Raw genomic sequence first — 14,050 nt, 5'->3', positions numbered from 1 at the left:
ACCGCCGTCGAGGCCACCGAGGACTCGCAGGACGACGCGGCCGAGGAGCCAGCAGCCGAGGCCGAAGAAGCATCAGACGTCGAGCCCACCGAGGACAGCGCGGAGGACGCCGCCGCCGAAGCCGACGAGGCTCAGGAGGAAACCGCCGAGGAGCCAGGGGCCGAGGCCGTGGAGGACACGGCCGACGAACTGGTCGAGGCGATCGAGGCCGAGGTCGACAACACCGAGGATCAAGGGCCGGCCGAGGAGGTCAACCTCGTCGCGGACATCGGAGAGGTGACCGGCGAGGCCGACGAGGCAGGGGCCACCGACGAGGACGCCACGGGAGAGCCCCAGGCCGAAGCCGCCGACGAACACGACGCCGCGGACGAGCCCCAGGCCGAAGCCGCCGACGACGAAGGCGAAGCCGAGGACGTAGCGGAGGAGCCTGAGGCCGAAGCCGAGGACGCCACGGAAGAGCCCGAGGCCGAAGCCGCCGACGAACACGACGCCGCGGACGAGCCCGAAGCCGAAGCCGACGCTGAGGACGAGGACCAGGAGGTCCTGGCGCTCGTGGGCGACGTCGGGGGCGCTGAAGGCGGCGAGGCGGAGGACGCCGAGCCGGTCGCCATCGTCGTGGTCGAGGAGGACGAGGACGACGAACTCGAGTACGCGGCCGTCGCCGCGCCGTTGCGGCCCGGGGACATTGTCGAGCAGCGCATCGTGCTGTGGAAGCGGAAGCGGGCCGACAAGTTCCGGCAGCAGTTGGTGAAGGCGCAGTCCAAGTTCGTCGACGACCCGGTCAAGGCGGTCGCCCGCGCGTCCGCCGTGGTCAGCGACGCGATCGAGACCCTCGCCGAGAAGCTGGAGGAACAGCAGCACGCCCTCAACCCGGCCACGTCGTCGGAGCGGCCCGACACCGAGGCGCTGCGCGTGGCGATGCGGCAGTACAAGGACTTCCTCGAGCGGCTCCTGTCGCTCTGACGCAACCTGCAACCCCAGTACAGGGGACGGACCGGCACCGGTCCGTCCCCTGTCGCATTTACGGGTTTGACGGGCCGGGAAGATTTCATCTAGCGTTGAGTTCATCAGGCGTTGAGTTTCGAGACCTCAGCGTCGCACCGCCCGAAACCACTGACCGACCGCCCGGAAGGAACCCACGATGAGCAACGCGGTCGAGGTCGAACACCTCGTCATCGCGCGCGGCAAGAGGCGGGTGCTGCACGACTTCACCTGCACCGTGCCCAGCGGCAGCGTCACCGGCCTGCTCGGCCCCAGCGGCAGCGGCAAGACCACGTTCATGCGCGCCGTCGTCGGCGTACAGAAGGTCGCCAGCGGGACCGTCACGGTCCTCGGCCACCCCGCGGGGTCGAAGCCGCTGCGCGACAAGGTCGGCTACCTCACCCAGGCACCGAGCGTGTATGCCGACCTGACCATCCGTGAGAACACGAGGTACTTCGCGTCCCTCTACGGCCTCAGCGCGAAGCAGGCCGACGCGGCGATCAGCGACGTCGGGCTGAGCCAGGCCAAGGACCAGCTGGTCGGCCAGCTCTCCGGCGGCCAGCGCGCCCGCGCCTCGCTAGCCTGCGCGATCGTGAGCAAACCGTCGCTCCTCGTGCTCGACGAGCCGACCGTCGGCCAGGACCCGGTCCTGCGCAACGAGCTCTGGCAGCACTTCTACGCGCTGGCCAACGCCGGCTCGACGCTGCTCGTGTCGAGCCACGTGATGGACGAGGCCGGCCGCTGCGACCGGCTCCTGCTGATCCGCGAGGGGTACCTCATCGCCGACCAGACCCCCGCGGAGGTACGGCAGAGCGCCGGCACCGACGACCTGGACGAGGCGTTCCTCAGGCTCGTGCAGGCACAGGACACGAAGAAGCTCGCCCAGGCACAAGACACGAAGAAGGTGGGCTGACCCATGTCACTTCGGCTGACCTTCGGCACCGCCGGGCGCATCCTCCGCCAGCTCCGGCACGACCGCCGGACGATCGCCCTGATCCTCGTGGTCCCCACCGTCCTGTTGACCCTGCTTCGGTACCTCTACGACGACAATCCCCCGCTGTTCGACCGCGTCGGCCTCATCATGCTGGGCGTGTTCCCGCTGGTGATCATGTTCCTGCTGACGAGCGTGGCGATGCTGCGCGAGCGCACCAGCGGCACCCTGGAGCGCCTCCTCACCACGCCGATCGGCAAGGTCGACATCCTGCTCGGCTACGGCATCGCGTTCGCGGTGGCCGCCGCGGTACAGGCCGTGACCGTATCGACGCTCGCGTTCTGGCTGCTCGGCCTGGACACGCTGGGGCCAGCATGGCTCGTCGGCGTCATCGCGGTCGGCAACTCCGTGCTCGGCATGGCGCTCGGCCTGCTGGTCAGCGCCTTCGCGGACAGCGAGTTCCAGGCCGTGCAGTTCATGCCCGCCGTGGTACTCCCCCAGGTCCTGCTCTGCGGCCTGCTGCAGCCACGGGACCGGATGCCCGGCTGGATGGAGGCGATCAGCGACGTCATGCCCATGTCGTACGCCGTGCAGGCCCTCACCGAGGTCGGCACCCACACGGACCCGACGTCGATCATGTGGCGGGACCTCGCCATCATCGTCGGCTGCGTGATCGTGGCACTCTTGCTCGGTGCGGCCACGCTCCGCCGCCGCACCGCATGAACCATGCCCGCCCCGTCGACCCGGTGCGGGAACGCAAGAGGCAACAGGAACGGCAGAAAGAGGCTCATGGCCCGCACCGGACGACGCCCCGGCAACCAGGACACGCGAGAGGCCATCCTGGCCGCCGCCACCAATGCCTTCGCGGAGCGCGGCTTCGACGGGGCGTCCATCCGCCAGATCGCCACCAGCGCCGGGGTCGACCCGGCGCTGGTGCACCACTATTTCGGGTCGAAGGACAAGCTGTTCCTCGCCGCGATGAATGCCCCGCTCGACCCCGGCACGGTCCTGCCGAAGGTCTTCGAGCCCGGCCTGGACGGCGTCGGCGAGCGCCTGGTGCGCGCCTTCCTCACCGTCTGGGACTCCCCCACCGGCAACACGGCGGCCGCCCTGGTCCGCAGCGCGCTGCAGCACGAGTGGTCGGCCCGCATGCTGCGCGAGTTCCTGGTGAGCCAGATCCTGCGCCGCGCGACCCGCGCGCTCAACCTGGACCCGGCCGAGGCCCCGACGCGGACCGCTCTGGTCGCCTCGCAGATGATCGGCCTGGCAATGATGCGGTACATCCTGAAGCTTGAGCCCCTGGCCTCCATGACCCAGGACGACGTCGTGCGCAACATCGGCCCCACCATCCAGCACTACCTCGCCGACCCCCTCCCCGGACCGCCGGCCACAGCGGCACATGCCGACATTTCGGATGATTCGGTGTGGGGGACCGCGCCGAGAGGTCAGTAGTCGCCGAGGTCGGCGCAGTGGGTGCGGGCCTGGGGGGTCAGCAGCAGGGCGAGGAGCGCGGCGGCGCACAGGGCCGGTACGAGGCCGAAGAACAGCGGGGCGTCCAGCAGCCACACCAGGAGGGGGATCGTGGCGCCGACGAACGCCCAGAACACGAGGCTCGCCAGCCAGGCCCAGTGCTCGCCGCGCCGCACGCGGGTGCCCAGGAAGACCAGGACCGCCGCCAGCGGGGACAGGCACAGGATCGCGTTGAAGAACAGGACGAAGTCGAGGTAGCCGGTGCCGCCCTGGGCCACCGGGTCGATCTTCATGCCGGACAACAGCACGCCGAACGCGGTCAGCGCGAGCGTGCAGATGACGCCGCCGACCGCATTGAACCCAGTCACCGCGATGCGTACCTGCATTGGCACGGATCGGCGCCCCCCGGCTGACATGCGCCCAATGTAGGCCATCGGCGCGTTCGCCCCGCCCCGACGCATAGAGCCGCATGTACATGGAATCCGTCCCGGTGACAAACCCACGCCCCGGGCCCACGATCGAGACCACCGAAATCGACAAGCCCCGGACACGACACAACGCCCGAGCAAGCACCACACGACCGATCACCACAGCCGCGGCCAAAGCCCCGGACGCGGCCAAACAGCCCGCACAGAACCGACCAACGCGGACGGGACCGCGCGGCACAGACAGCCTTCGGGGCACAGACGGATCGCGCGGCGCAAAAGAACCAAGCGGCACAGAAGGACCGCGCGGCACAGGCGGGGTCAGCGGGTTTGTTCGAGCCAGGATGCGTAGAGGCGGGCGTAGATCGAGTCGGGCTCGGTGACCAGGCGGGCGTGCGGGCCGCGCTGGGCCACGCGGCCCTTGTCGACCACGATGACCTCGTCCGCGGCCTGGGCGGTCGAGAGGCGGTGGGCGATCGCGATCGTCGTGCGGCCGCGGGTCACGGCGTCCAGCGTGCGCTGCAGGCGGACCTCGGTGGCCGGGTCGACGGCGCTCGTGGCCTCGTCCAGGACGAGCAGGTCGGGGTCGGCCACATACGCCCGGGCCAGCGCCACCAGCTGCCGCTCACCCACCGACAGCGCCTCGCCGCGCTCGCCGACCTGGGTGTGCAGGCCGTCGGCCAGGCCCTCGACCCAGTCGATGAGGCCGAGCTCCGTGAAGGCGAGCTCGAGCTCCGCGTCGGTGAGGCCGGGGCAGGCGAAGCGGACGTTGTCGGCGACGCTCCCGTCGAACAGGAAACCGTCCTGCGGGACCATGACGACGCGGCTGCGCAGCGAGTCGAAGCGGACGTCGCCGAGCGGCACGCCGGAGAGCAGGACGCGGCCCCGGCTCGGGTCCATGAGCCGGGTCAGCAGCTTGGCGAACGTGGTCTTGCCGCTGCCGGTCTCGCCCACGACGGCGACCCGGGTGCGGGCCGTGACGGTGAGGTGGACGTCGGTGAGCACCTCGGGGCCGTCGGGGTAGGCGAAGTGGACGTGCTCGAACCGCACGTCGATCGGGCCGTCCGGCAGGGCGCGGCCGTCGGCGCCGGGGTCGGCGACGTCGGGCTCGGTCTCGATGACGTCGAGCACCCGCCGCCAGCCGGCGATCGCGTTCTGCGCCTCGTTGAGCACCTCGGTGGCCACCTGCACCGGCTGTATGAACAGCGTGGCCAGGAACAGGAACGCGGTGAGCTGGCCGGCGCTGAGCCGGCCGCCGACGCCGAGCAGGGTGCCGACGACCACGACGCCGGCCAGCGCGAGGCCGGCCGCGAGCTCGCCGAAGCTCATGCTGGTCACGTTGTTGGTCTGGGCGCGAAACTGGCTGCGCCGGTTGCGCTCGATCGAGCGGTCCAGCCGCTCGCCGGTGCGGCCCTGGATGCCGTGGGCGCGCACGACCGGAGCGCCCACGACGCTCTCGGCGATGACGCCGAGCATCGCACCGACGCTCTCGCGAACCTCGAGATACAGCACGCTGAGCCGGCGCTGGAAGAACCGCACGACGAAGACCAGCGGCGCGAAGGCGGCGAAGACGACGAGGGTCAGCTGCCACGAGTAGACGAGCATGACGATCGTGGTGACCGTGAGCTGGCCGAGGCTGATGATGAACAGCAAGCCGCCGAACTGCAGAAACTGGCTGATCTGGTCGACATCGCCGGTGACCCGGGAGACGAGTGCGCCGCGCCGCTCCGACTGCTGATGCAGCATCGACAAGTCGTGGATGTGCCGGAACGTGCGGGCGCGGATGCCGGCCAGCGCGGTCTCGCTGACGGTGAAGAGGCGCACGTTCATGAGGTAGGCGCTGAGCATGGTCAGCAGCAGCACACCCGCGGTGACCGCCACGATCGTGCCGACCACGCCGAGGTCGGGCCCGCCGGATGCGTGGAGGCCCAGGTCGATGCTCTTCTGGATGGCGACCGGCACGGCGACCCGGCCGGCGGTGGCGACCAGGGCCAGGCCGAGCGTGCCGGCCAGCCCGGTGAACAGCTCCGGGGACAGCGCCAGGCCGCGCCGCAGGATGCCCGCCCTGGGGGTGGCCTCGACGGTGCTCGTCACGCGCTCACGCTCTTCTCGTCCAGGCGGTCGTCCAGGCCGTCGTCCGAGCCGTCGTCCAGGCGGTCGCCGTCGAAGGCGTGCTCGCGCTCCCGCTCCTCCTCGGCCTTCTCGTAGGCCGTGACCAGGTCGGCGTAGCCGGGCGCGCGGTCCAGCAGCTCGCTGTGGGTGCCGCGGGCCACGACCCGCCCGCGCTCCACGTAGACCACCTCGTCGGCCAGGGCGATGGTGGCCCGCCGGTAGGCCACGACGAGGATGGAGGCCGGCTGCGTGGCGCCGTCGGCGCGGCGCAGAGCGGCGAGGATCGCGGCCTCGACGCGCGGGTCGACGGCGCTGGTCGCGTCGTCGAGCACGAGCAGGCGTGGGGCGCCGGCGAGGGCCCGGGCGATGGTGAGCCGCTGGCGCTGCCCGCCGGACAGCGACGTGCCGCGCTCGCCGACGGTCGTGTCGAGCCCGTCGGCGAGGTGCCCGACGAACCCGTCGGCCTGGGCCAGCCGCAGCGCCCGCCAGGCCGCGCCATCGTCGATGCCGGGCCGGTCGAGCGTGATGTTGCCGCGGATGGTGTCGTCGAAGACGAACGGGACCTGGGCGACCAGCGCGGTGCTGCGCACGAGCGCGTCCTGGGTCAGGTCGCGCACGTCGGCGCCGTCGAGCTCGACGACGCCGGAGACGGGATCGACGAGCCTGGCGGCGAGGGCGGCGATGGTCGACTTGCCCGAGCCGGTCGGGCCGACGAGCGCGACGGTGCGCCCGGCCGGCACGTCGAACGTCACGTCGGTGAGCACGCCGGGGCCGGCGCCGTCCTCGGCGGCATAGGCGAAGCCGACGCCGGTGAAGCGCAGCGCGGCCGGGCCGGTGCCGGGCAGGTCGGTGTCGCCGTAGACGGTGTCGCCCTCGGCGTCGAGCACGTGCCGGATCCGCTCCCAGCCCACGACGCTGCGCGGCAGCTCGGCGAGGACCCAGCCGATGGCCCGGACCGGGAAGGCCAGCACGGTGAACAGGAACGCGACGCTGACGACCTCGGAGACGTCGGCGGCGCCCTGCCGATAGCGCCAGCCGCCGACGACGAGCACCGCGAGGGTCCCGGCGCTGGGCAGCGCGTCGAGGACGGGGTCGAACAGCGCGCGGACGCGGCCGACCTGGATCATGGCGTCGCGCAGCTCGACGGCCTTCGCGGCGAAGCGCTCGGTCTCCGACGCCTCGCGCCCCATGGTCTTGATCACGAGCGCGCCGTCGAAGCTCTCGTGGGCGACCGCGCTGACCTCGGCGCGCAGCTGCTGGGCCCGGGCGACCCGCGGCGCCATGCGGCGTGAGTAGGCCACGTTGACGCCGAGCAGGGCCGGGAAGATCGCGACGCCGACCAGCGCCATCGCCCAGTCGGTGACGAACAGCGAGACGACCGCGACGACGAGCATGACCACCGTGCCGACCGCGAACGGGAAAGGCGCGATCGGATACCACGCCGACTCCACGTCGGCGTTGGCGTTGGACAGCAGCGTGCCGGTGGGGTGGCGCTGGTGCCAGGCCAGCGGAAGGCGCAGATAGCGGCGGGTCACCGCGCGGCGATACTTCGCCTGGAGGTTGAACTGCATGGCCCCGGCGCCCAGCCGGCGGCCGAAGATGCCGACGATCTTGCCGAGGCTGATCGCGAGGATCGCCAGGCCGGCGAGCAGCAGCGTGCCGGTGGCGACGTGACCTCGGTCCAGTGCCGGCACCACGATCCGGCCGACCACCGCGCCGGAGACGAAGGCGGTCGCGATCGTGAGGATGCTGAACAGCACGCTGCCGACGACCGAGACGACGAACATGTGAGGCTCGTCACGGACGGCGTGACCCAGCACCCGAAAGCCCTTCGCGAGCACCTTGCCGCTGGTCACATCAGCTCCCTGCTTTTCGCGGCCTCCGGCCCGGTAAGCGACCCCGACCGCCCGCCAACCTTACCGACGACCTACGACACTTTCGGGGCTAGCGTTACGTACATGACTTCCTTCGCCCGCGCCGAGCGCGCGGCGCTCGCCGACGCGCTGCTCGCCGCCGGCCCCGACGCGCCCACCCTCTGCGAGGGCTGGGCCACCCGCGATCTCGCCGCGCACCTCGTGCTGCGCGAGCGCCGGCCCGACGCGGCCGCCGGCATCCTGATCAAGCCGGTCGCCGGGCACACGAAGAAGGTTCAGGACCGCCTCGCCGCCGGCGACTACGCGGCGCTAGTCGAGAAGGTGCGCACCGCTGCGCCGCACGTGCGCCCCGCGTTCGCCGAGGAGGCCGTCAACCTCGTCGAGTTCTTCATCCACCTCGAGGACGTCCGCCGCGCGGCGCCGGGCTGGGTGCCGCGCGAGCTGCCGGAGGCCTACGCGCGGGCCCTGGGCTCCCGCGCCAAGGGCTCGGCGCGGCTGTCGGCCCGCCGGTTCCCGGCCCGCATCGTGGTGCGGTCGCCGGGCCTGCGGCCAACCGCTGAACCGATCGTGGAGCCGTTTACGGTCGGCAAGGGCGACCCCGACCCGGCCCGGCAGGTGACCGTCGAGGGTGATCCGGGCGAGCTGTTGCTGTTCTTCACCGGCCGCCAGGCCGCCGCCGGCGTGGAGCTCACCGGGCCGGAGGATCTGGTCGAACGCCTTCGAGGAGCGCGACTGGGCATCTGAGCGGCACCGGACGGATGCTCACGTTTCGGTTTCGGGTCTAGCCGGTAACGGGATCGACGGTTTACCTTCTGGTAACCGGAAGACGTGACGACAGTCACGGCGCCGGTGCTCGCTGCCGGACGCCCCGGAAGGCCGATCATGACCAAGACCCAGCGGATCGAACTGCCGTACCGCTCGATTCCGGACATGTTCCTGCACCGAGTGGCCGAGACTCCGGACGCCCTGGCCTTCGGCCACCCCGCCCCCGACGACGCCGCCGACCCGATCTGGTTGACCTGGCGCGAGGTCGGCGAGCGCGCCCGCGCCATCGGCGCCGGCCTGACCACGCTCGGCGTGCAGCCCGAGGACCGCGTCGCGGTGCTGTCCAGCACCCGCCTCGACTGGATCCTCGCCGACCTCGGCATCATGCTGGCGGGCGCCGCCACCACCACGGTCTACCCGACGACCGAGCCCGAAGAGGCCGTGTACATCGTCGCCGACTCCGGTTCCAAGGTGCTCATCGCCGAAAACCCGGCCCAGGCGGCCAAGATCCAGGGCGCGGACCTGCCGAACCTGACGGCGGTCGTGCTGATCGACGGGGCCCCCAGCGGTACCGAACCCGTGAAGACGACGACCCTCGCGGAGCTGGAGGAGGCCGGACGTGCGGTGACCACCGCGGACCCGGAGCTCATCGACCGGATCGCGGCCGGCGTCGAAGGCGACCAGCTCGCCACGCTGATCTACACGTCGGGCACCACGGGCCGGCCCAAGGGCGTCGAGCTGCTGCACGCCGGCTGGGTCTGGCAGGGCATGACGCAGCAGGACACGGGCGTGCTCAACGTCGACGACCTGCAGTATCTGTGGCTGCCGCTGGCGCACTCGTTCGGCAAGACACTGCTGTGCGGGATCCTGTACGTCGGCGTGCCCACATATGTCGACGGCCGGGTCGACAAGATCATCGACAACCTCGGCCGGATCCACCCGACGCTCATGTGCGCCGCGCCGCGGATCTTCGAGAAGGTGTACAACCGCGTGGTCACCGGCGCGCAGGCCGATGGCGGTGCCAAGTGGAAGATCTTCTCCTGGGCGGTCGTGGTCGGCAAGCGCGCCTCCGCCGAGCGGCTGGCCGGCCGCGAGCCGGGCGGGATGCTCAAGGTCCAGGCCGCGATCGCCGACAAGCTGGTCTTCAGCAAGCTGCGCGCCCGCCTCGGCGGCCGGATGCGCGCGATGATCTCCGGCTCGGCGCCGCTGTCCGCGGAGATCGGCGAGTTTTTCTTCGCCGCCGGCCTGCCCATCCTGGAGGGGTACGGGCTGACCGAGACGTCCGCGGGCTCGTTCGTCAACCGCGAGGGCCGCGCGCGGATCGGCACCGTCGGCCAGGCGCTCGGCGACCTCGAGGTGAAGCTCGACACCGACGGCGAGGTGCTGCTCAGGGGCACGCCGGTCATGCGGGGATACCACAACCTGCCCGACGAGACCGCCGCGGCGTTCACCGAGGACGGGTGGTTCCGCACCGGCGACATCGGCGAGCTCGACGCCGATGGCTATCTGCGCATCACCGACCGCAAGAAGGACCTGATCAAGACGTCGGGCGGCAAGTACGTCGCGCCCAGCTACATCGAGGGCCTGTTCAAGTCGGTGTGCCCGTACACCTCGCAGGCGATCGTCGTCGGCCAGGCCCGCAACTACGTGACGATGCTGATCACCCTCGACCCCGACGCGATCAAGGCGTGGGCGGAGGGCACCGCGCTGGCCGGGAAGTCCTACGCCGAGATCGCCGCCTCCAAGGAGGCCGAGGAGCTCGTGGCGGGCTACGTCAATGAGCTCAACACCAGGCTCAACCGCTGGGAGACCGTCAAGAAGTTCAAGATCCTCGGCCGCGACCTGTCCATCGAGGACGGCGAGCTCACCCCCTCGCTCAAGGTCAAGCGCCGCGCCGTGGAGAAGTCGTTCGAGCAGGACATCGACCGCATGTACGCGGGCGCGCTCGCGGAGATCTGACACAGGCCTCGCTCACACCCCACAGTGTCGTGGCCCCCGGGGACCGCCATCCCCGGGGGCCGCGACGCGACTGCTCAGGCCACGACCACCTGCGTCGACCACGAGTGGCGGCGCGGGCGGTCCAGGTCGGTGCGGGCCTCGGCGAGCCGGCGCACCGCCTCGACCAGGTCGGCCTCCGGCAGCGTGAACGGCAGGCGCATGAACCGCTCCATCGTCCCGTCCGCGCCGAAGCGTGGCCCGGACGCGACCCGCACGCCGAGCTCCTCCGCGGAGCGGGCCAGGGCGCTGGACACCGGCGCGTCGAGCTCGGCCCAGATGACCATGCCGCCGCGGGGCAGCACGAAGCGCCAGTCCGGCAGCTCCGCGCGCAGCGCCTCGGCGAGCGTGTCGCGCTGTACCAGCAGCTGCTTGCGCCGCGCGGCGACGATCGTGTCGCGGTGCTGCAGCAGGCGGGTGGCGACGAGCTGGTCGAGCACCGGCGAGGCCATGTCGACGCCGACGCGGGCCGCGGCGAGCCGGGCGATGAGCGGCGCCGGGCCGCGCACCCAGCCGATGCGCAGGCCGCCCCAGAAGGCCTTACTCATCCCGCCGATCGTGAGCACCCGCGCGGTGCGGTCGAACGAGGCCACCGCGGGCGGCATCCCGCCGTCGGCGAGCTCGGGGTCCAGGGCCAGGTCGACGAACGACTCGTCGACGATCAGGTCGGTGCCGGCGGAGTGCGCGGCCGACGGGAGCCGCTCGCGCAGCGACGCCGGCATGAGGTGGCCGGTCGGGTTGTGGAAGTCGGAGATGAGGTACGCGACCCGGGCCTGCGCCGCGCGGACCGTCGACAGCAGCAGGTCGGCGTCCCAGCCGTCGGGGCCGATCGCGTACGCGCTGAGCCGCGCCCGGCCGGCCAGGAACGCGCTCAGCGCGTTGGGATACGTGGGCGTCTCCACCAGGGCGCGCTGCCCGGGCGCGACGAGCAGCCGCAGCAGCAGGTCGAGGGCCTGCTGCACGCCGCCGGTGATCATCACCTGGTCGGGCTCGGTCGGCAGGCCGCGCTCGGTGTAGCGGCGGGCCACCGACTCCCGCAGCACGAGCAGCCCGGCCGGCTGGTAGCCGGGGCCGCACAGGTACGGCTCGAGATCGGCGACGGCCGCGGCGGCGGCCGCCGGCAGCTCCGGCGGGGCCGGCATCGCCGCGCAGCCCAGGTCGATCAGGCCGGCGTCGTCGCTGGGAGTCTCCAGCCCGGAGGCCCCGACCCGGTGCCCGGCCGGCAGCTCGGTCCAGCTCCCGGCGCCGCGGCGGCTGGACACGTGCCCACTCTCGCGCAGTTCCCGATATGCGGCGGTCACGGTGGTACGGCTGATGCCCAGCGCCGCCGCGAGCTCCCGCTCGGCGGGCAGCCGCACGCCCAGGGCCAGCCGGCCGTCGATGAGCAGGCCGCGCACGGCGTTGGCGAGCACGACATACTCCGGGCGGCGCCCGCCGGGGCCGCGCACCCCAACGGCAACCTTCCAGGCGTTGAGCATGCGGGCCAATTGCGCGCCGCGGACGATCGCAGACAAAGGCCAGTCTCCCTTGATTGGCTATCACACCGGACCGATTGGCCTCAGACTGGCACGTGCCGACTCGGCGGGCAAGTCCAATTCCGCACCGGACCTGGAGACCATTCGCGGCCCACCGGTCGCGCCCAGCAGCACCCCGCCGAGGATCGCCGCGCCGCCGACGAGGTCGTACCAGTGGATCCGCTCGTGCAGGAACAGTGCCGCGGACAGGATCGCGAAGACCGGCGCGAGGGCGGCGAACGGCGCGACGGTACCGGCGCCGTAGCGGGCGATGAGCCGGCCCCAGACACCGAAGCCGAGCAGCGTGCTGACGTAGGCGATGAAGGCGATCGCGCCGACGGCGGTCAGGTCCAGGCCCTTCAGCGCGCCCCAGACGTGCGACGGGCCGTCGACGGTCAGCGTGAGCAGGACCAGCGGCGGGGTCGCGACCGCGCTCACCCACACCATGAAGTTCAGCATGTTCTCGGCCGAGGCCTTGCGCATCGCGACGTTCGCCAGGCCCCAGGCCGCACCGGCCGCCAGGACCAGCAGGAACGCGCCGACCGGACGGTCCAGGCCCAGTTGCGAGGCGATGAGCACGATGCCCGCGCCGGCCAGCACCACGCCGGCGACGCGCCGCGGCCCCGGGCGGTCGCGCAGCAGGACGGTGGCGAAGACGAGCGTGAAGACGACCTGGCTCTGCAGTACCAGCGCGGAGAGCCCGGACGGCAGCCCGGCGGCCATACCCGCGAAGAGCAGCGAGAACTTGACCACCCCCAGTGCCACGCCGGTGGCGATCACCCAGCGCCACGGCGCCCGCGGCCGGCCGACGAGGAACACCGCGGGCAGGGCGGCCACGCCGAAGCGCAGCGCGCAGAACAGCAGCGGCGACATGCTGTCCAGGCCCACATGGATGACCACGAAGTTGACGCCCCAGATGGCGGTCACCAGGATCGCCAGGGCGAGGTCGCGAGGTTTCATGCCTCGATGATTGGCGCGGAAAATGTGAAGTACTATCGAAAAATTCTTCATCGTTGATTTAGCATTGCTTCATGCTTGACCTTCCCCGGCTCCAGGCGCTGCGCGCGGTGCAGACGTTCGGCACCGTCACTGCCGCCGCGGGCGCGCTGCACTGCACGCCGTCGGCGATCTCCCAGCACATCGCGAAGCTCGAGCGTGAGACGAAGGCCACACTCGTGGAGAAGGACGGGCGGCGGCTGCGGCTCACCGAGGCCGGCCGGATCCTCGCCGAGCATGCCGGGCTGGTGCTCGCCGCGGTCGAGGAGGCCGAGGCGGCGCTGGCCGCACACCAGGAGACCGTGTCGGGCCGGCTGAGCGTCTCATCGTTCCCGACCGCGTGCCGCGGCCTGCTCCCTCACGCGCTGCGCCGGCTCGCCGCCGAGCACCCGGGCCTGGAGCCGACGCTGCTGGAGAGCGACCGGGAGACGAGCTTCGACGGCATCCTGCGCGGCATCATCGACGTGGCCCTCATCGACGACTGGGTGGAGATCCCGGTGACGTATCCGCCGGGGGTCGCCAGCGTCGAACTCGGCCTGGACGTCGCCGACGTGATCCTGCCGGCCGGGCACCCGCTGGCGTTCGGCACCGGTGCGGTGAGCCTCGACGAGGTCCGCGAGGAGCGCTGGATCGCGTCGAGGCCGGGCACCGTGTGCCACGAGTGGCTGCTGCGGATGCTGCCCGGGCTGTGCCCCTCGATCCTGGTCAACGAGTTCGAGACGCAGCTGACCTTCGTGGCCGAGGGGCTCGGCGTGGCGTTCGTACCGCGGCTGGCCCGCACGTCGCTGCCGGCCGGCACCGTGGCCCGCCCGGTCACCCCGGAAGCGGCCCGGCGGGTGTCCGTCGCATGGCGCGCCGCCGCCGGCGTCCGGCCCGCGATCGGCGCCACCGTCGCAGCCCTCCAGGACGCCTGGCGACACCGCGCGAGCACGGCCGACCCCCTCGCATGGATGCCCGGCCAGGACATGGTGCACGTGGTCTAAATCA

At 71.8% G+C, this 14,050-nt stretch carries 11 protein-coding genes and 1 pseudogene; 7 read left to right on the top strand and 5 right to left on the bottom strand.

Annotated elements, in window-relative coordinates; translation table 11 throughout:
• From ABT297_RS10750 to ABT297_RS10735, 4 genes and pseudogenes are all read left to right on the top strand, one after another.
• Window positions 1-963: pseudogene (locus ABT297_RS10750) on the top strand (hypothetical protein); the annotation flags it as partial.
• 178 nt (window positions 964-1,141) lie between these two features.
• Entirely contained in the window at window positions 1,142-1,894 is a 753-nt protein-coding gene (locus tag ABT297_RS10745; RefSeq protein WP_350547317.1) for an ABC transporter ATP-binding protein, read from the top strand.
• A 3-nt stretch (window positions 1,895-1,897) separates the two neighbouring features.
• Window positions 1,898-2,635 (top strand): ABC transporter permease, encoded by a 738-nt coding sequence (locus ABT297_RS10740; protein WP_350547314.1) that lies wholly within the window; start codon window positions 1,898-1,900, stop codon window positions 2,633-2,635.
• A 66-nt stretch (window positions 2,636-2,701) separates the two neighbouring features.
• Entirely contained in the window at window positions 2,702-3,364 is a 663-nt protein-coding gene (locus ABT297_RS10735) for a TetR/AcrR family transcriptional regulator (protein WP_350547311.1), read from the top strand.
• Here ABT297_RS10735 and ABT297_RS10730 read toward each other — a convergent pair.
• From ABT297_RS10730 to ABT297_RS10720, 3 genes are all read right to left on the bottom strand, one after another.
• Window positions 3,358-3,750 carry a hypothetical protein gene (locus tag ABT297_RS10730; RefSeq protein WP_350547308.1) on the bottom strand — a complete coding sequence of 131 codons (393 nt, stop codon included), beginning with the start codon at window positions 3,748-3,750 and terminating at the stop codon, window positions 3,358-3,360. The two genes, ABT297_RS10735 and ABT297_RS10730, sit on opposite strands and share 7 nt — an antisense overlap.
• Before the next feature lie 378 nt (window positions 3,751-4,128).
• Window positions 4,129-5,901 (bottom strand): ABC transporter ATP-binding protein, encoded by a 1,773-nt coding sequence (locus ABT297_RS10725; protein WP_350547305.1) that lies wholly within the window; start codon window positions 5,899-5,901, stop codon window positions 4,129-4,131.
• Complete coding sequence (locus tag ABT297_RS10720; RefSeq protein WP_350547498.1) at window positions 5,898-7,760, bottom strand: ABC transporter ATP-binding protein; 1,863 nt, start codon at window positions 7,758-7,760, stop codon at window positions 5,898-5,900. Before ABT297_RS10720 ends, ABT297_RS10725 begins: the two co-directional genes overlap by 4 nt.
• Before the next feature lie 117 nt (window positions 7,761-7,877).
• On the opposite strand from ABT297_RS10720, the gene ABT297_RS10715 reads away from it, so the two are divergent.
• Together ABT297_RS10715 and ABT297_RS10710 are read left to right on the top strand one after the other, a co-directional pair.
• Window positions 7,878-8,537: a TIGR03085 family metal-binding protein gene (locus ABT297_RS10715; RefSeq protein WP_350547302.1), complete on the top strand. Its 660-nt coding sequence runs from the start codon at window positions 7,878-7,880 to the stop codon at window positions 8,535-8,537.
• A 138-nt stretch (window positions 8,538-8,675) separates the two neighbouring features.
• Window positions 8,676-10,517: an AMP-dependent synthetase/ligase gene (locus ABT297_RS10710; RefSeq protein WP_350547299.1), complete on the top strand. Its 1,842-nt coding sequence runs from the start codon at window positions 8,676-8,678 to the stop codon at window positions 10,515-10,517.
• Between the two features lie 74 nt (window positions 10,518-10,591).
• Here ABT297_RS10710 and yczR read toward each other — a convergent pair whose 3' ends face one another.
• A complete protein-coding gene (gene yczR, locus ABT297_RS10705) occupies window positions 10,592-12,067 on the bottom strand; it encodes a MocR-like transcription factor YczR (RefSeq protein WP_350547296.1) in 1,476 nt (491 codons plus the stop codon).
• A gap of 24 nt (window positions 12,068-12,091) precedes the next feature.
• Window positions 12,092-13,027 (bottom strand): EamA family transporter, encoded by a 936-nt coding sequence (locus ABT297_RS10700; protein ID WP_350547293.1) that lies wholly within the window; start codon window positions 13,025-13,027, stop codon window positions 12,092-12,094.
• A gap of 71 nt (window positions 13,028-13,098) precedes the next feature.
• Between ABT297_RS10700 and ABT297_RS10695 the strand changes: the two genes are divergently transcribed.
• On the top strand, window positions 13,099-14,046 hold the full coding sequence (locus ABT297_RS10695) for a LysR family transcriptional regulator (RefSeq protein WP_350547290.1): 948 nt from the start codon (window positions 13,099-13,101) through the stop codon (window positions 14,044-14,046).
• Window positions 14,047-14,050: the final 4 nt, after the last annotated feature.

Origin of the sequence: Dactylosporangium sp. NPDC000555 (assembly GCF_040300025.1) — a bacterium.
Taxonomy (GTDB): Bacteria; Actinomycetota; Actinomycetes; order Mycobacteriales; family Micromonosporaceae; genus Dactylosporangium.
The sequence above is the reverse complement of the archived record's forward strand: the minus strand, read 5'-3'. Positions and strand labels throughout refer to the sequence as shown.

Excerpts from the sequence above, each read along its gene's own strand:
- ABT297_RS10745 (WP_350547317.1), top strand. The coding sequence starts at position 1,142 with ATGAGCAACGCGGTCGAGGTCGAACACCTCGTCATCGCGCGCGGCAAG.
- ABT297_RS10740 (WP_350547314.1), top strand. The coding sequence starts at position 1,898 with ATGTCACTTCGGCTGACCTTCGGCACCGCCGGGCGCATCCTCCGCCAG.
- ABT297_RS10735 (WP_350547311.1), top strand. The coding sequence starts at position 2,702 with ATGGCCCGCACCGGACGACGCCCCGGCAACCAGGACACGCGAGAGGCC.
- ABT297_RS10715 (WP_350547302.1), top strand. The coding sequence starts at position 7,878 with ATGACTTCCTTCGCCCGCGCCGAGCGCGCGGCGCTCGCCGACGCGCTG.
- ABT297_RS10710 (WP_350547299.1), top strand. The coding sequence starts at position 8,676 with ATGACCAAGACCCAGCGGATCGAACTGCCGTACCGCTCGATTCCGGAC.
- ABT297_RS10700 (WP_350547293.1), bottom strand. The coding sequence starts at position 13,027 with ATGAAACCTCGCGACCTCGCCCTGGCGATCCTGGTGACCGCCATCTGG.
- ABT297_RS10695 (WP_350547290.1), top strand. The coding sequence starts at position 13,099 with ATGCTTGACCTTCCCCGGCTCCAGGCGCTGCGCGCGGTGCAGACGTTC.